Consider the following 16,044-nt stretch of genomic DNA (forward strand, 5'->3'; position numbering starts at 1 on the left):
TGCCTGCTCTGGGCGCTGGCGCCGTTGGTCCTGCTAGGAGCGATCGTCATGTCTCCTACCTGGATCGACGACTATCGGCTGGCGCGCATGGCGGAGCGCATCCGGGAGTATCCACTGCCGGACGGAGCACAGTTCGGGCTGTTCGAGCCGCAGGCCGAAACGTATGGCGGTGACTCCGGCGACTGCTGGTACACGATTCGTTTCCCGCTCTCCACCGACCGGCCCGTCCACGAGGTGCTCGGCCACTACCGCCAAGCCGAGATCGAAGACCCTGACGGAGAGCTCGGCGACTTCTCCGTCACGGCCTGGGTGACGACCGGGCAGACGGGACCACGACCACAGGTCCGGTGATCATCGATGTGAGCGGCACCTACTCCGGCGCCTTCCTGGACGGTCGCTGCTGGTGAAAGGGGGAACGAGGTTCGCCCCGGTGCCCCGCGTGGGGAGGGAGGCGACCGTCAGGGCCAGATATCCGGGTTCCCCTGTGACCAGCAATCCTCCCGCATGTTGATGCGGATGGGGACGGTCTGTTCCACGGTCCCGTCCGAGGCCCACAGTTCGGCGACGTACACGGCCGGCGGGGCCGGTGCGATGGATATGTGGACGAACCCGAGAATGGCGTTGCCGTGATTCTCCCCGGGCCAGATCGCGCCGCCGTCGCTGTACGAGCCGGCAGGCAGGTTCCGAATCCCGAGCGTGATCTTGTTCTCCCACTTCCCGAAGACAGGACCGACGAAGTACGTACTGGGATGGCCGCCGGGCGCGCACATGCGCTGCCCGTAGTCGCGCAGCTCCCACGTCGCCCCGGTCGTGGCCGCCGAGGCCGGTAAGGCGGACAGCGTCAGCGCCAGGCCGGCGGCGACGCCCAGCAGCAGCCTGACAGCACGTCGGACAGATTTCATCGAACCTCCCGATCATAGATGCGAAGGCGCTCGACACCTTGTCCGATCATTGTCATTCGAATGGTTGCAAATTCAAGAGTTGAAGTTTTGTCGATCCCCGCGGCCGGCGGGTGGTCTGGCCTTTCACCCGCGCGCTCGTGAAAGTTTCAACTCCGGGCAGGCTGGCGGCCGTGCGGCAAGAGGATCAGGAGAAGCGGCGGCCCTCGTCGCGGCGGTAGGCCCAGGCCGCGGCGGCCGCGGCGAGGACGATCCAGCCGGCGAAGGCGGCCAGGGAGACGGGGGACGGGGTGCGGCCCGCCACCGCGGCCCACATGAGCTCGATCGCGCCCCGGCTCGGCACGAACGGCGCCAGCGACTGCACGAAACCCGGCATGACCTCCAGCGGCACCAGCAGCCCGCCCAGCGCGGCGATCGGGAAGTACGCCACCTGCGACACCGCGATCGCCGCCTTGGGCGACGCCGCGTACCCGATGAACAGCCCCAGCAGCATGAACGGCACCGAGCCCACCAGCAGCGCGCCGATGCCCAGCGCCAGGCGGAGCGGGGAGATGGCGGCGGCGGTGAGGAAGGCCGAGATGAGCAGGACCGGCACCACCGACAGCAGCATGCCGGCCATCGTGGTCAGGATGCGGCCGGCGAAGCGCGGCAGCGGGCCGGCGGGCAGCGTGCGCAGGTAGGGGTCCCAGGGCTGCTCACGGTCCTGTGCCACGTTGATGCTCAGCCCGATCAGCGCCGCCGACATGGCGCCGAACAGCATCATCCCGGCCGTCGCCGACGTGGCGCTCGCCGGATCGGATCCGGCGAAGGGCACCACGAGCGCCAGCATCGCCGCCGCGGGGAAGAACGCGCTCGCCACCAGCGCGATCGGGACGCGCAACTGCTCCAGGAACTGGTAGCGGGTGTGGACGAGAATGAGATCAAACACGAGCCTCCTCCTCGGAGGTGATGGTGATGAAGGCCTCTTCCAGCGAGGTCGGCCGCACCTCCAGGTCGGCGAAGGCCGTCCCGGCGCGTACCAGCTCGGTGACCAGCAGGTCGGAGTCGGTGGTGAGCAGGTGCACCCGGCCGTCCTCGACCGAGCTCCGCAGGATCCCGGGCAGGTCGGGTACGGCCGGCGCCGCGAAGGAGACCCGGCGCACGCCCACCACGTCGCGCACCTCCCGTACCGTGCCGTCAGCCAGCACCCGGCCCCGGCCGATCACCACCACCCGCTGCGCCAGCGCCTCGATCTCCTCCAGGTAGTGGCTGGTCAGCACCACCGTGCCGCCGTCGGCGTGGAAGCTCCTGATCCCCTCCCACAGAGTTCGCCTGGCCTCCACGTCCAGGCCGGTGGTGGGCTCGTCGAGGAACACCAGCCTCGGCCGGCCCGCGAAGGCCAGCGCCACGGCCAGCCGCCGCCGCTGCCCGCCGGACAGTCCCCCGACCTGCCGCCTGACCAGGTCGCCGAGGCCGACCCTGGCCAGCAGCTCCGCCGTACCGTAGCGCTCGGGGAAGTGCGCGGAGACGAAGTCGACGATCTCGCCGACGCGCAGCGACTCCGGCAGCCCGGTCTCCTGGGGGGTCACGCCGATGCCCCGCCGTACGGCAGGGTCGGAAGGCGAGCCGCCGAACAGCTCCACCGTGCCCGACGTCGGCCGGCGCAGCCCGACCAGGAGGTTCATCAGGGTGGACTTGCCGGCGCCGTTCGGGCCGAGCAGCCCGACCAGCTCGCCCGCCCCGATGTCGAGCGAGACGCGGTCGAGCGCGAGCACGTCACCGTAGCGGCGGGTGGCCTCGATCGCTCTGGCGAGGACAGGGGGGTTCATCGCCGCGCCAGCCCCGGGACGAGCACGGCGCCGACGACCAGGTGCATCAGGACCAGCACCAGCGTCGTGGCGATTCCGACGGCGCTGCCGAGCGGCCCGAGCAGGGACAGGACGAGTACGGTCAGGGCGACGACCGTCCAGATCCGGCCGGGCCGGGACGCGAACCGCTCCAGGACGGCCAGCAGCGCCCAGCCCGCCAGCCCGACCAGCAGGCTGACCACCAGGACCGATCCCGGTTCGATCGGCTGCGTGCCGGCGCCCATGCGGACGGTCAGAGTGGTTCCGGCGACCGGCACGGCCACGGCCCAGACGGCCAGGGCGGCCGCGGAGGCGCCGGCGACGGTGAGGATTCGTTCGGCTGAGGTGTTCATGCCGCTCAGCTTGGCCCGGTCCCCCCAGCCGCCACATCGGGCGCGCGGTCGCTCCGCGTTCTCCCCCGGTGGGGTACGGGTCCTCCTTTGGTAGGTGATGGCGCCCGCGAACCGGCGATTACCCTGACCCGGTGAACAAGACCCGAGCCCCGTATCCGATCGCGGTGGCCATGGTGGTCCTCGGGGCGGGCGGCCTGAGCGCCCTGACGCTGTGGAGCCTGGCCGACGGGCCCATGTGGGGCCTGGACGTCGTCGTCGCGGCGGTGAGCCTGGTGGCGGCGATCGCCCAGCTGTGGTGGCCGGCGCCGGGAGCGCTGGCCGCCACCCTCCTGGCCACCCTCTCCCCCGCGGCCACTCCGGCGGCGACGATGGGGGCGCTGCAGGTGGCCCAGCGCAGGCGCTTCCCCGTCGCGGCGGCGGTGGCGGCCGCGGGCGTCGCGGCGCACGTGGTCCAGGGGCTGTGGCGGCCGAATTCCGGCATCTCCCAGCAATGGTGGTTGCTGCTGATCTGCGCCTCCTACGGCGCACTGCTCGGCTGGGGCGCGCTGGCCCGCTCGCGCCGCGCCCTGCTCATCTCCCTGCACGAACGTGCCAACCGCGCCGAGGCCGAGCAGGGCAGGCGGGTCGCAGAGGCCCGCATGGCCGAACGCCGCCGGCTCGCCATGGAGATGCACGACGTGCTGGCCCACCGCCTGTCCCTGGTGGCCACCCACGCCGGAGCGCTGGAATACCGCCCGGACTCCTCCCCCGAGCAGCTCACCCGGGCCGCCGGGGTGGTCCGCACCGGGGTCCACCAGGCGCTGGAGGAGCTCCGCCAGGTGATCGGCCTGCTGCGCGAGCAGGACGACGACCAGTTGGACGAGCTGGAGCCCCGGCCGGCGCTGGCCGACCTGCCCGGCCTGATCGCCGACGCACGGGAGGCCGGCCAGGAGGTACGGCTCCGCGACGAGGTCACCGACGACGGCGCCTTGCCGCAGGCCGCGTCCCGGACCGCCTATCGCGTCGTCCAGGAGGGGCTCACCAACGCCCGCAAACACGCCCCCGGCCGGCCCGTGGACGTGCTGCTGCGCGGCGCTCCCGGCACGCCCCTGCTGATCGACATCCGCAACCCGCTGGCCCCGGCGGGCACCGCCCCACTCACGCCCGGCAGCGGCCTCGGCCTGGTCGGGCTCACCGAGCGGGTACGGCTGGCCGGCGGGCAACTGGACCACCACGGTGCCGAAGGAGAGTTCCGGCTCCGGGCCCGGCTACCATGGCCCGCGTGATCCGCGTGTTACTGGTCGACGACGATGCCCTCGTCCGCGCAGGGCTGTCCATGATGCTGGACGGCGCTGCCGGCATCACGGTCGTCGGTGAGGCGGCCGACGGCCAGGAGGCGATCACGGCCACCGACGCCCACGCCCCTGACGTCGTCCTGATGGACCTGCGGATGCCACGTGTCGACGGCATCACCGCCACCCGCCGGCTGCGCGCCCGTGCCCGCCCGCCCGAGGTGATCGTGCTGACCACGTTCGACACCGACGAGAACGTCCTGCACGCCCTCCGCGCGGGAGCCGCCGGGTTCCTGCTGAAGGACACCCCGCCGCCGCAGATCGTGGAGGCGGTCACCCGGGTCGCCGCGGGCGATCCGATCCTGTCCCCGCGCATCACCCGGCGGCTGATGGAGCGCACCGTCGCGCAGGCCGGCGCCTACGAGCGGGCCCGTGCCGCGCTGGCCGCCCTCACCCCTCGCGAGCACGAGGTCGCCCTGGCGATCGCGCGCGGCCGGACGAACGCCGACATCGCCGCGGACCTGGCCATGGGCATCACGACCGTGAAAGCGCACGTCTCCAGCATTCTCACCAAGCTCGACATGGACAACCGCACCCAGATCGCCATCCTCGCCCACGACGCCGGTCTGGCCTGACCAGCCCGGAGCCCGCCCTGCGGGAAGACGGTCCGGGCGCTCGGCGAAGGACTCACGCGCGACGGCCGGCGCTGGTCGTCGATCCTGAGACCGCTCAGGCGACGCGCACCGCCTGTCTCTGCGGCAATGACGGAGGCGTGCCGCCGAGCACAGAAGGCATCTGGGACCAGCCTCCCCGATAGGGCGTACACCGGCCCTCTGGACAGAATATGCAGACCGGTCTATTTTAGCTTGGCGAGCACCAAAATATATAGATCGGTCTAGATAGGAACGTGTGATGCGGCAGAACGCGACCGGCGCACCGGACACCCTGATCTTCGGCGCAACCGGCTTCCTCGGCAGATGGACCCTGCTGCACCTGCTCGAACAGGGCCGCGACGTCGCGGCAGTGGTCCGCGACCCCACCCGCGACCACGAACTACGCGCCTGGCTCCGGGAGCACGGGACACCGGCCGAGCAACTCACGGTCCTGGGCGGTGACCTCACGAGCGGGCGCGGCGTCGGGCTGAGCCCCGCGGACGACGAGCGACTCGCAGGCGTACGCGATGTGTTCAACACCGCGGCCCTCTACCGGTTCGGCCTCCGGCGTGAGGAGGCCAGAGCGGTCAACGTCGAGGGCGCACTCAACGTGCTGCGCTGGGCCGCCACCCGGCCCGCCCTGCGCAGGCTCGTGCACGTGACGGGCTACCGGGCGGGGCTCGAACCGCACCCGCGCCATCCCCTGCCGGAGGCCGAGCTGGTGGAGCTCTACCGCGACAAGGGAGCCTACGAAGGATCGAAGATCGAGGGGGACGCGGCCCTGCGGGTCGTCGCCGCGCAACTGGGAACCCCGCTGACCGTGGTCAACCCGAGCAGCGTGATCGGCCACTCGGCCACGGGAGAGGCAGGTCAGTACATCGGCCTGGCCGAACTGGTCCGCGATCTGTGGCAGGGCGGACTGCCCGTCCTGCCCGGGACCGCCCGCACCTTCGTGCCCGTGGTGAGCGTGGATCACTTCGCGAAGTTCATGGCCTCGCTCCCCGAGCACGACCCCGAACCCGGCGGCCTGCACTGGGTCCTCGACCGGAACACTCCGGACCTGCCCGACCTGCTCCGGCTGCTCGCCGGCCACCTCGGCGTCCGCGCACCGAGAACCCACGTACCCGTGAGCCTGATCCGCCGCCTCCCCACCGCGCTCACCGGGGCCAACCCCGAAACGCTCACCTTCCTGACCGAGGACCGCTACGACACGGCCTCGGCCGAAAGGGTCGCCGAAACCGCCGGCCTCCGCCCGCCTCCCGTACAGACCGCGCTACGCCGCTGGGCCGACCGCCTGGTGGCGGACCGGTTCGGGGCAGCCCCGGCCACGTTCCCCGGCGGCTTCCACGGCATCGGAGGGTCCCGGACCTACCTCGCCGGCGACCGCACTTCGCCCGATTTCGTCCTCCTGCACGGCATCCCCCTCGACGGCGAGTCCTGGCAGCCCCTGCTCAGCGAACTGAACGCGCCCGCCCTCGTCGCCGACCTGCCGGGGCTCGGCCGCTCGACCCCCTCCGACGGCACTCCTCTGGACTGGCTCACCCAGTTGCTCGCCCCCGTACGCACCCGGCCCGTCATCGTCGCCCATTCAGCGGCCGCCGCACCGGCGCTCCGCTACGCCGCCGCCCACCCCGGCCGCGTCGCGGGCCTGCTGCTGATCTCTCCCTACTTCCTCCAGAAGCCGGCGCCACGGCTGCTCCGCACGCCACGGCTCGCCGCGCCCCTGCTCGCGAAGGTTTCCGCCGAACGTCTCGCGACCTCACTTCTCGGCCCGGACAGCCACCTGTGCCCGAACGCGGCCCGCGACGCCGTCGAGAGCGCCGCCGCCCAGCTGCGCCGCCCCCGCGTCGCCCACCGCACGGCCACGTGGCTCCGGGCCGCCAACCGCCCTGCCGAACGCGCCGCCCTCCGAGCCCTGCTCAGCGAGGCCGCCTCGGTCCCGGTCCCCCTCCACCTCGTCGCCGGGCAACTGGACCCGCTGATCGCCGACCCTGGCCCGGCCACCGTCACGACCATCCCCGGCACCGGACACCACCCCCACCTCACCCACCCGTCCGCCATCGCCGACCTCATGACCGGCGGCCCGTTCAACGCGCCGGCCCTGAGGACGACGCCGTAGCCACTGCCGGCGACAGCCCCGCGTCCTGATCAACCTGGAGAACGCGGGGTTCCACGGCCGTCTCGGGCTGCTGGAGCAGCGGTGTGGACGTCGACGCGATGCCGCCAGTCCCGGGCGACCTGGCGGAGGTCCGGGCGGCCGGCGAGGTCGGGGGCGAAGGTACCGGTCAGCGGGTGGTTGGCGCCGTTCATGATGAACCGCACGCCCTCGCCCAACGCGCGGAACTTGCCGATGACCAGCTTCACTGTCAAGTACGGCACGTGCCGTACCGATAAGGTGACGGCATGACCGACACACCTCACCGTCGCGGCGCCGACCGGACCGAGGCCATCATGCGGGCCACGCTGGAGCTGGGCCAGGAGATCGGCTACGCCAAACTCAGCATCGAAGCCGTCGCGGCCCGCGCCGGCGCGGGCAAGCACACCGTCTACCGGCGATGGTCATCCAAGGGAGCCCTGCTGCTCGACTCGCTCCTGTCGCTGAACGAGCCCGGCCTGGGCTATCCCGACACCGGCGACATCGTCGCCGATCTGCGCGTACAGATCTACGCGGCCGTCGACCTGCTCACCCGGCCACCGTTCGGCCCGTTGTTCCAGGCCCTGATCGGCGAGGCCCAGCACGCCCCCCAGGTCGCCACCGCACTCAACGAGCGCTTCATCGCCCCGCAGACGGCCAGGACCGTCGCCCGCCTGGAGGCGGCCCGCGACCAGGGCCAGCTCTCGCCTGACTTCGACCTCGACCTGGCCATGTCGATCTTGTCCGGCCCGCTGTACTTCCAGCTCCTGATCACTCAGGAACCACTGACCCACGAGTATGTCGACCGGATACTCGACGCCCTCTTCACGGGGATGGGCCCCGGCCACCGCTGAGCTCATCGGGCCGGCCTGTTCAGGTGCGACCGCCCGCACCTGAAAGTTTCAGCCTTGACGTGCGCGGATGCCTGACCGTACCCCCGGCGCTGGGCGCTCCGGTCCGCCCGGTCGTATGGTGACGATCTCGAACCTCCGGCCTCCCGCGAGAGGGACACCATGGCACTCAGCGTTCGTCATCCTGCCCGGGTCTTGCGCCTTGCCCTCGTCCTCGCGCTGGCGCTGACCGCCGGCGCGGCGCTGTCCGCTCCCCCCGCGCTCGCCGCCACCTACCGTTCGGCCACCTCCTCGGGATGGGGTCCCAGCCCGCAGGCGGGGAAGACGGCCGCCGAAGGCAACGCCCGCACCGCGCTGAACCAGCAGGCCGCCGCGGCGGGCGAGGTCTGCTCGGGCGTGTCCGTCACCACCAGGCACCTCTACACCGCGCCCGACGGTTCGGCGTGGATCTATGAGGCGACCGCGTCGGGCTATTGCGTGGCCCCGGCGCCGCTGTAGTGCACCGGGACCCTCGGGGCATCGGTCAACGGCTGTTCAGCCGGCTCAGCGCAACTCGCCCGTGAGGATCCACAGGTGGCCGAACGGGTCACGGATGCGGCCCGAGCGCTTGCCGTAGGGCCGGTTCTCGATCGGCACGACCACCTCAGCGCCGTGCGCGATCATGCGTTCGCCGACCGCGTCCGGATCGTCCACCTCGACCTCCAGGAGGACCGCGGATCCGCCGAGATCATCGGGTGACAGCCACCCCCACGAGGAGACGGCCGGCGAGACCCGGAAGGCCGATCCGCCGACGCGAAGATCGACGACGCTGGGCCGGCCATCGTCGTTCCGGGGCGCGCTGAACACCCTCTCGGCGCCGAGGGCGACCTGGTAGAACGCCGACGCACGGTCCGGGTCGGGCACGATGAGACGGGGGCGAAGATGAATTTCAGGCGTCATGGCCCCATCGTCCGGCCCGACGGCGGCAGGGGTCTTGAAGATATGGGAACGCTTGCGCCGTCAGCCGGACGCCGGTGGCCTGTCGCCGGCTGATCGCCCCCAAGCAGCCGGTCCTTCGGCACGTAGCCACTCGGTAGGCGTACACCCGGCCATGGCCCGCCATTCCCGGGTGAGGTGCGCCTGGTCGGCGAATCCCGACGCCGCGGCCACTGCCGCCAGACTGCCCGTCCCCGCGCGGGCGGCGGCCACGAGCCCGCCGCGGGCGGCCTCGAACCGAAGGAGCCGCTGGTACTCCTTCGGCGTCACCCCCAACGCGGTGCGGACCGTACCGCTCAGGTGACGCCGGGAGCAGCCGAGAAGCCGAGCCGCCTCCTGCACCCGATCGGCCCGGGACAGTGCCGCCAGCGTGGCCCGCAGTTCCTGGCCTCCGATGTTCTTCTCGTGCCGGGCCCGGCCGGCGACCAGGGCGTCTTCGACGAGAGCTCGCCGTTGCGGCCAGGACCGGCAGGCCGCCAGCCGCTCCGGCAGGTCCGCCATCGCCGGGGCCACGTCGGCGAGATCGGCGACCTGCCCGGACAGCGCCGACGCCGGGACCCCCAGCAGCGCGCCGGCACCCAGCGGGCTGAGCGTCAACCACACGCCGCGCGTGCCGCCCTCCTGCCTCAACTCGGCCGCGTCCAGGTGAAGCCCGGCGACGACGGCCCGGAACCGTTTCGGCGCGCCGGGCCGCCCGAGCCACGCGATCTCCATCGAGTCCGCCTCCGGGATCGTGATCGACACCGTGGACGAGGGCAGCCCGCGATGAACGCCGACCGGACCCGGGCCGAGCTCGTACGCGCTCAGTGTCGCCACGAAGGGCGCCAGAGCCGCGGACCTCTGATGAGCAGGCACGATGGTCACCCCTCCACAGTACGGCGGCCCTGCAAGCCGACCGGCGTCCCGGCCGTGCGGGTGCCGCCGGGTACTCCTGGGCGTTCAGCGCAACATGAGGAGTTTTCACTACAAGTAGCAGCACGATAACAAACAGTGGCCAGGTGGGCGGCGAATTCCCCGCTTCATGGAGGATCGCCCCCCGTCATCCCTAGCGGTGCGTGCATGTGCATTCCGATCGGAAAGGCGCACACTCATGAGAAACCTCTCCCGTCCTCTGGCCGCGCTGTCCCTCGCCCTGGCCGTGACCGGCGCGGCCTCGACCATGGCGGCCCCGGCCCTCGCGGCTTCGAACGCGTCGGGCACGTTCTACTACACCGACCTGATCGGCGGCAGCCAGCAGATCCACAACCCCACCCTCGGCCCCTGTCACCTGGTCTCCACCGTGGGCACCAGCGCCAACAACCTGACCGACGCCACCGCGGTCCTCTACACGGACCTCAGCTGCGCGCTGCTCGCCAACCCGGTGCCGCCGGGCAGCAACATCACCTTCGTCTTCAAGTCCTTCCGCTTCATCCAGTGACCCTGCTGAGGGCAGGATGGGGGTGACCGCGTCCTGATTCGCCGCAGTGAGAGGCCCGCTGGTGTCGACCATCTACACGCTCCATCTCCCGGCCAGTGTCGGAGTCACCGCGCCCATGGAATTCGTCACCGCGGCGCTCGGGACGCGGCGGACGGGACTGATCTTCTGGGAGGACGACCTCGACGAGCGCGACATCCAGGACAGTGCCGAAGACGACGTGTTCTACGACATCAACGAGAGCCTGGTGGGCGAGCGGCTGACCGTAGGAGTGACGTTCCAGCTCAAGGGTGGCGGCGCCCGGCGCGACTTCCCGGACATGATCGCCACGTCTCTGGCGTTCCTGACCACGCACCCTGACGTGCCCGGCTTCTTCGCCTTCAACGGCGAGGTCATCCTGTTCCAGCGCCTGCCCGGCGGCGAGCTGATGCTGGACGAGAGCTGGCGTGAGTACGCGGCAGAGGACGACGACCCCGATCTCGACGCGGTCGCCGGCGCGCTCCCGGTCCGCCGGCTGGAGCAGGCCTGGCTGTAAAGAGATGATCGATCGACCACGGACGTTAACCAGCCATCGGCGGTTCAAGGACGAGCGGGAACCCTGGAGGCCATGGCGGGCCGGAACGGTGCGGCGGCTCTCCTGCTCGCCCGGATAGGCGAGCAGGCCCGCCTCGGCGTTACCGTTGTGGCTCCCGTCTGAAGGTGACGTTCGAGCTGTAGCCGAACCCGCCACCCCGGACTGTGTTCGCGTAGACCGCGACATCGCTGACCGGGAGCTGGGCGTTGGTGGCATTCACCCCGATCGCGGGACGGGTCGACCCGTCGACCAGCGTGACGTCGTTGCCCATGATGTCGACCGTCTCGTTCGGATTCGGGTTGATCGACTTCACGTAGACGCCGCCCCAGCACGCCCTGATCGTGTTCTCGCGGATGACGACCCGGGAGGTGTTCATCGGGCCGATCGCGTCCCACTTCGCGTGCTCGATCAGGTTGCGTTCGATCCACACATCGCTGTGCACCGCGCCGGCAGCGCCGGTGTGCGAGCCGGTGAGCTTGCCCCAGCCCGGATGGTCCCGCGACGGTCCGCAGTAGTTGTCGATGATCCGGATGTCGGTGGTCGGGGTGTTGTCGGCGACCCCGCCCCAGGTGATGCCGGCGAAGGCCAGGTCGAGCTGGATCGCCTCGCCGTGCCACAGCCCGGCCGTCGGCGCCTCGACCCAGCCTTCGAACCGGCATTCGCTGACGGTCGCCGTGCGGACGGCGTTCAGCTCGACCCCGTGCCACCATTTGACGTTGCGTACGGTGACTCCGGACAGCTCGACGTGGTGGGTGTGTTCGAAGGTGATCGCGTTCATCGGCGGCGCGGCCGTCGCCCGGGCGCGATCATCACCGGCCGCGTTCCGTACGAAGTGCGCCGTCGGGTCCCAGATGCCGCCCTCCAGCCGGATGTTGCCGGCCGCCTGGTGGCCGGTGCAGTCGTCGGGCACGTCGTTGATCAGTAACGTTGCCTCGCGGGAGTTCACCACCCCGACGCTGACGAACGAATCCGGGTAGGTAGGCTCCGGGGAGTGCTGGTTCTTGTCCTTGTGGTACGTCTGCGGCTTGACCGCCACGTCGGAGGTGAAGGTGGCGCCGTCCGCCCGCAGCGTGGTGTTCCCGCCGATCACCAGGGGCCGTTTCAGCACGTGGACGCCCGCCGGGGCGATCACGACACAACGCCCACCGGCGTCGCGTTCCAGGCTCCGGTCGCCGCGGGCGGCGAGGTTGAGCAGCCGGCGCAGCTTGCGCACGCTGTCGGACTCGCCCGCTACCGCCGGGTTCGGGTCGCGCCCGCTCGGTGCGGCCTGCGCCGCCGAGGCGCCGCCGGTCGTCAACACCGTGGCTCCGCCCAGTACACCGGCCGCGAGCGCGGCCCGTCGACTCACTGGCATGTCGTTCCCCTTCTGAGGTTGAGAAATGGCGGTGGTCAGCTCCGCTTCAGCTGCTCCTGGAACTCCCTGCGGATCTGGTCGCCTCCCTGGCCGCGCCAGGCCTGGCGGTACTTCTCGATGTCGCTCAGCGGCCTGGAGCCGACCACGATCTGGTTGATGTAGGTGGTGAAGAGCTGATCGAGCTGGGCGCCGCGCGCGCTCTGGGTCTCCGACTGAAGCCCTTCGACCGGGCTGGCGACGGACTGGCGGACCATCTGGGAGTTGATCTCCACGCAGTCCTCGGCGGCCGGGAAGATCCAGCTCTGCGGTGTCAGCCCGTAGGCGATGGCTCCCTTGTCCGCGTCGAGGTTGGTGCCCTCGACCGGGACCGGCTCCCCGTCGGCCCCACGGGTGAAGTAGTCGCCGTCGGCTCCCCAGCCCTGGTAGTACCACTCCTCACTGCCCACGGGGCCGCGCCGCCAGTTGAACAGCCGCAGGATCTCGGCCAGCCGATCCTTGTCCTGGGCGGCCTTGGCCGAGATCGCGTTGATGCCGAAGGCCCCGGCCGTCCTGCGGAAGACCGCCTTGGCCGCCCCGTCGTGACCGGGCGGGACGAACGCGGCGAAGGCGCCGTCCAGCTTGGCGACCACCTTGCCGAACTGGGAGTTCGGACGGTAGAAGTTCGCCGCCGAGTCCACCGCCATGCCGACCTGGCCTTGTACGACGAAGGCCCGGTAACGGTCGGTCTGGCTGCCCAGCGCCAGCGCGTCGGGATGCATCCCGCCGTTCTTCCACAGCTTGACCAGCCAGGCGATCGCCGCCTCGAACTGCGGGGTCTCGAAGGCATGGGTGAGCGTGCCGCCTTCGTACGCCCAGTTGTTGGGCACGCCGAACATGCCGTAGGCCAGGTCAAGGGCCATCCCCGGAAACGCCGTCAGTCCCCAGGTCTTCTTGGCCCCCTCCGGCGCCCCCTTCGTCATCGCGACCAGGAGCTCAGCCGTCTCGTCGGCGTCGGCAGGCGGCTTGGGGAAGCCGAGCTTCTCCGCCCAGTCCTTTCGATACCGGAACTCGAGCAGCTCAACGGGTACGTCGATCGGGACGCCCCACAACCCGCCGTTGATGGTGCAGGCCCGCCACTGCTCGGTACGGACGTTGGCCAGGTTGGCGTACTCCAGCACCTTGTCGCCGGACAGGATCTCGCTCAGGTCGGCGAACGCGCCCTGTTTGATGGCTTTCAGGCAGCCCGCGGAGAAGATCTCGCCGTACCGGCCGCCCGCGAGCTGGACCACCTCGGGCAGGTCGCCGCCGGCCAGCATGGTGGCGAACTTCGCGTCGTAGTTGCCGGCCGACGCCTCCGTCACCTTGAAGTCGACGCCGAGACGTTCGTTGAGCCCCTGCCACCACCGGTTGCCGTCGAGCGGGGTCGCCGGCGGCCCCCAGGTCAGGTGGAAATGCCGGACGGTGCCGCCTCGGCCGGGTATCTCGGCGACGGTCCTGGTCAGCTTCTCCGGCATCGACGGATAGGCCGTCGGGACACCGGGCACGTCCGGGACGATGGCCCCCGGATAGACCGGCGGCGCGACGTACTTCGGTGGCGGCACCGCTGCCTTCTTCGCGCCGGACGGTGCGGCGCCACCGGACGCGCAGCCGGTCAGGGCGGCCCCGGCGACGGCGCCCAGCCCGAGGCCGAGCGCGGCCCGCCGGCTCATCATGGGGACGCCACCTCCGGCGCGCGGGAACTTGAACTGTGCGGACATGCTGAACTCCCAACAAGTCGGTCAGGGGCACGAACTGGCGGCAGGTGACAGCAGCGCTGCGGGTGGTCAGCCCTTGACGGCGCCGGTCAGCACACCCTTGGTGAAGTACTTCTGCAGGAACGGGTAGACGATCAGGATCGGGACCGTGGCCATCACGACAACCGCCATCTGCACGGACTGGCTGGAGGGCAGGTTGTACATCTCGGTGTTGTTCATCGAGCTCATCGACGCCCCCTGGAGGACGTACGAGTTCAGCACGAGCTGAATCGGCCACTTCGAGGAGTCGTTGAGGTAGAGCATCGCGTTGAAGAACGAGTTCCAGTAGGACACGGCGTAGAACAGGCCGATCACGGCCAGCACCGCCTTGGACAGCGGCAGCACGATCTTGATGAAGATGCTCAACTCCCCCGCGCCGTCCATCCGCGCGGCCTCGAAGAGCTCCCGCGGCAACTGCATGAAGAAGTTGCGCATGACCACGACGTTGAAGGCCGACGCCAGCACGGGGATGATCAGCGCCCAGTAGGAGTCGAGCAGTCCGAACGCCTTCACCACCAGGTAGTTCGGGATGATGCCGGCGCTGAAGATCATCGTCAGCAGGACCAGGTAGAGGGCCGCCCGGACCCCCGGGACCTGCCGGGTCTTGGTGAGCCCGTAGGCGAGGGTCGCGGTGACGGCCAGCGACAGCGCCGTGCCGACCAGCGTGATCAGAGTGGAGACGATCAGCGACCGCAGTACGATCCCACCCTCGAAGATCGTGCTGTAGGACGAGAAGCTCCACTCGCTCGGGATCAGGCCGGCCGTCGTCGTGGCGTCCGGGCCGGCGAACGAGTTCAGGATCACGTAGGCCAACGGGTAGATCATGACCAGCAGGATCAGGCCGATCAGGATCCCCTTGATCGTCGTCACGAAACGGTTCGGCGGTTCGACCCAGGCCGGCCGAGTGGATGACGTCATCAGAACAGTCCTTCGCTGCCGGCGCGCCGCGCGATCCGATTCGCGGCGACGATCATCAGGGTGCCGATGGCGCCTTTGAGCAGGCCGGCGGCCGCGCCGATGCCCCAGTCGCCGCCGAGCACCCCGCGGTAGTAGACGAACGTGTCCAGCACCTGCGCCGCTTCGGCTCCGACGGAGGGCTGTTGCAACAGGATCTGCTCGAACCCGACGGACAGAACGTCGCCCAGTTTGAGGATGAGCAGCAGCACCATCACCGGCAGGATCCCCGGAAGGGTGATGTGCCAGGTGCGGCGCAGGGATCCCGCCCCGTCCACGGCGGCCGACTCGTACAACTGAGGGGGGATCGAGGCGATGGCGGCGAAGAAGATGATCGTCCCCCACCCCACGTCCTTCCAGATCACCTGTGAGGTCAGCAGGATCTTGAACGTGTCGGCGTTCGCCATCACGTTGACGCTGCCGAGCCCCAGTTGCTGGAACAGATCGGCCAAGGCGCCCGCACCGCCCAGAACCTGTTGCCAGACGGCGATCACGATCACCCAGGACAGGAAGTGCGGCAGGTACACGACGGTCTGCACCATGCGCTTGATCCGCTCGCTGAGCAGCGAGTTGAGCAGCAGCGCCAGCACGATCGGCGCGGGGAAGGCGAACGCGATCTGCAGGAACGAAATGATCAGGGTGTTGCGGACGGTGCTGACGAACTCCGGATCGCCGAACAGCTTGGCGAAGTTGTCCAGCCCGGACCACGTCGAGCCGCTCAGCCCCAGGAACGGCGAGTAGTCCATGAAGGCGATCGAGACGCCGGCCAACGGAAGGTAGTGAAAGGCCAGGAAGTAGAGCATTCCCGGCAACAGCAGCAGGTAGATCACCTTGTGCCGTCGCAGGGCCCGCGCAAGTCGTCGCATCCGTCCGGAGGGCGGGGACGACCGCGGGTTCGGACGGATCGGGGGCGTCGCGCCGGGATGAGCGACGACGGCCGCACGGTCCATCCTGTCCCTCCCCTGAATGGACGTCACGGCATCATCCTCTGTCTCGACCACCACGTACTTCAAC

The 16,044-nt window shown here is 70.3% G+C and carries 19 protein-coding genes; 8 read left to right on the top strand and 11 right to left on the bottom strand.

The genetic code is table 11. The features are described from left to right. Positions 1 to 48: 48 nt before the first annotated feature. A complete protein-coding gene (locus ADY59_RS00415) occupies positions 49 to 351 on the top strand; it encodes a hypothetical protein (RefSeq protein ID WP_049556292.1) in 303 nt (100 codons plus the stop codon). A 107-nt stretch (positions 352 to 458) separates the two neighbouring features. Here ADY59_RS00415 and ADY59_RS00420 read toward each other — a convergent pair whose 3' ends face one another. The 4 genes from ADY59_RS00420 to ADY59_RS00435 form a co-directional block, all read right to left on the bottom strand. After that, entirely contained in the window at positions 459 to 902 is a 444-nt protein-coding gene (locus ADY59_RS00420; RefSeq protein WP_049556294.1) for a DUF5980 family protein, read from the bottom strand. Between the two features lie 184 nt (positions 903 to 1,086). After that, complete coding sequence (locus ADY59_RS00425; protein ID WP_049556296.1) at positions 1,087 to 1,827, bottom strand: ABC transporter permease; 741 nt, start codon at positions 1,825 to 1,827, stop codon at positions 1,087 to 1,089. Beyond that, positions 1,820 to 2,707 carry an ABC transporter ATP-binding protein gene (locus ADY59_RS00430; protein ID WP_049556298.1) on the bottom strand — a complete coding sequence of 296 codons (888 nt, stop codon included), beginning with the start codon at positions 2,705 to 2,707 and terminating at the stop codon, positions 1,820 to 1,822. Before ADY59_RS00430 ends, ADY59_RS00425 begins: the two co-directional genes overlap by 8 nt. Further along, a complete protein-coding gene (locus ADY59_RS00435) occupies positions 2,704 to 3,078 on the bottom strand; it encodes a DUF6069 family protein (RefSeq protein WP_049556300.1) in 375 nt (124 codons plus the stop codon). The genes ADY59_RS00430 and ADY59_RS00435 overlap by 4 nt, the downstream gene beginning before the upstream one ends. A 131-nt stretch (positions 3,079 to 3,209) precedes the next feature. On the opposite strand from ADY59_RS00435, the gene ADY59_RS00440 reads away from it, so the two are divergent. The 3 genes from ADY59_RS00440 (at position 3,210) to ADY59_RS00450 (ending at position 7,121) form a co-directional block, all read left to right on the top strand. Continuing rightward, complete coding sequence (locus ADY59_RS00440) at positions 3,210 to 4,343, top strand: sensor histidine kinase (RefSeq protein WP_231618467.1); 1,134 nt, start codon at positions 3,210 to 3,212, stop codon at positions 4,341 to 4,343. Beyond that, positions 4,331 to 4,984, top strand: coding sequence for a response regulator (locus tag ADY59_RS00445; protein WP_049556302.1), 654 nt, complete (start codon positions 4,331 to 4,333; stop codon positions 4,982 to 4,984). Before ADY59_RS00440 ends, ADY59_RS00445 begins: the two co-directional genes overlap by 13 nt. A 277-nt stretch (positions 4,985 to 5,261) precedes the next feature. Then, positions 5,262 to 7,121, top strand: a complete 1,860-nt coding sequence (locus tag ADY59_RS00450; RefSeq protein WP_053174322.1) for an alpha/beta fold hydrolase — start codon at positions 5,262 to 5,264, stop codon at positions 7,119 to 7,121. 29 nt (positions 7,122 to 7,150) lie between these two features. On the opposite strand, the gene ADY59_RS52260 is transcribed toward ADY59_RS00450, so the two are convergent. Beyond that, on the bottom strand, positions 7,151 to 7,366 hold the full coding sequence (locus tag ADY59_RS52260; protein ID WP_231618468.1) for a hypothetical protein: 216 nt from the start codon (positions 7,364 to 7,366) through the stop codon (positions 7,151 to 7,153). 39 nt (positions 7,367 to 7,405) lie between these two features. Between ADY59_RS52260 and ADY59_RS00455 the strand changes: the two genes are divergently transcribed. Together ADY59_RS00455 and ADY59_RS00460 are read left to right on the top strand one after the other, a co-directional pair. After that, a complete protein-coding gene (locus tag ADY59_RS00455) occupies positions 7,406 to 7,990 on the top strand; it encodes a TetR/AcrR family transcriptional regulator (protein WP_049556304.1) in 585 nt (194 codons plus the stop codon). A gap of 192 nt (positions 7,991 to 8,182) precedes the next feature. Continuing rightward, complete coding sequence (locus ADY59_RS00460; protein WP_049556306.1) at positions 8,183 to 8,485, top strand: hypothetical protein; 303 nt, start codon at positions 8,183 to 8,185, stop codon at positions 8,483 to 8,485. 45 nt (positions 8,486 to 8,530) lie between these two features. Here ADY59_RS00460 and ADY59_RS00465 read toward each other — a convergent pair whose 3' ends face one another. Together ADY59_RS00465 and ADY59_RS00470 are read right to left on the bottom strand one after the other, a co-directional pair. Then, positions 8,531 to 8,926: a VOC family protein gene (locus ADY59_RS00465; protein ID WP_049556308.1), complete on the bottom strand. Its 396-nt coding sequence runs from the start codon at positions 8,924 to 8,926 to the stop codon at positions 8,531 to 8,533. 60 nt (positions 8,927 to 8,986) lie between these two features. Continuing rightward, positions 8,987 to 9,778 carry a helix-turn-helix domain-containing protein gene (locus tag ADY59_RS00470; RefSeq protein ID WP_231618469.1) on the bottom strand — a complete coding sequence of 264 codons (792 nt, stop codon included), beginning with the start codon at positions 9,776 to 9,778 and terminating at the stop codon, positions 8,987 to 8,989. 274 nt (positions 9,779 to 10,052) lie between these two features. Between ADY59_RS00470 and ADY59_RS00475 the strand changes: the two genes are divergently transcribed. Both ADY59_RS00475 and ADY59_RS00480 read left to right on the top strand, forming a co-directional pair. Continuing rightward, on the top strand, positions 10,053 to 10,379 hold the full coding sequence (locus ADY59_RS00475) for a hypothetical protein (RefSeq protein WP_049556311.1): 327 nt from the start codon (positions 10,053 to 10,055) through the stop codon (positions 10,377 to 10,379). Positions 10,380 to 10,494: 115 nt separating this feature from the next. Beyond that, a complete protein-coding gene (locus tag ADY59_RS00480; protein ID WP_156325206.1) occupies positions 10,495 to 10,911 on the top strand; it encodes a hypothetical protein in 417 nt (138 codons plus the stop codon). Between the two features lie 139 nt (positions 10,912 to 11,050). Here the strand turns inward: ADY59_RS00480 and ADY59_RS00485 are convergent, their stop codons facing one another. The 4 genes from ADY59_RS00485 to ADY59_RS00500 all read right to left on the bottom strand — a co-directional run bounded on the left by ADY59_RS00485 (position 11,051) and on the right by ADY59_RS00500 (position 16,034). Then, positions 11,051 to 12,304 carry a right-handed parallel beta-helix repeat-containing protein gene (locus ADY59_RS00485; protein ID WP_082309735.1) on the bottom strand — a complete coding sequence of 418 codons (1,254 nt, stop codon included), beginning with the start codon at positions 12,302 to 12,304 and terminating at the stop codon, positions 11,051 to 11,053. A 35-nt stretch (positions 12,305 to 12,339) separates the two neighbouring features. Beyond that, positions 12,340 to 14,040, bottom strand: coding sequence for an extracellular solute-binding protein (locus ADY59_RS00490; RefSeq protein ID WP_049556316.1), 1,701 nt, complete (start codon positions 14,038 to 14,040; stop codon positions 12,340 to 12,342). Positions 14,041 to 14,106: 66 nt separating this feature from the next. Further along, complete coding sequence (locus tag ADY59_RS00495; protein WP_049556318.1) at positions 14,107 to 14,994, bottom strand: carbohydrate ABC transporter permease; 888 nt, start codon at positions 14,992 to 14,994, stop codon at positions 14,107 to 14,109. Then, a complete protein-coding gene (locus tag ADY59_RS00500) occupies positions 14,994 to 16,034 on the bottom strand; it encodes an ABC transporter permease (protein WP_231618487.1) in 1,041 nt (346 codons plus the stop codon). The genes ADY59_RS00495 and ADY59_RS00500 overlap by 1 nt, the downstream gene beginning before the upstream one ends. Between the last annotated feature and the right edge of the window lie 10 nt (positions 16,035 to 16,044).

It is taken from the genome of Nonomuraea sp. SBT364 (assembly GCF_001083785.1).
In the GTDB taxonomy this organism is placed as follows: Bacteria; Actinomycetota; Actinomycetes; order Streptosporangiales; family Streptosporangiaceae; genus Nonomuraea.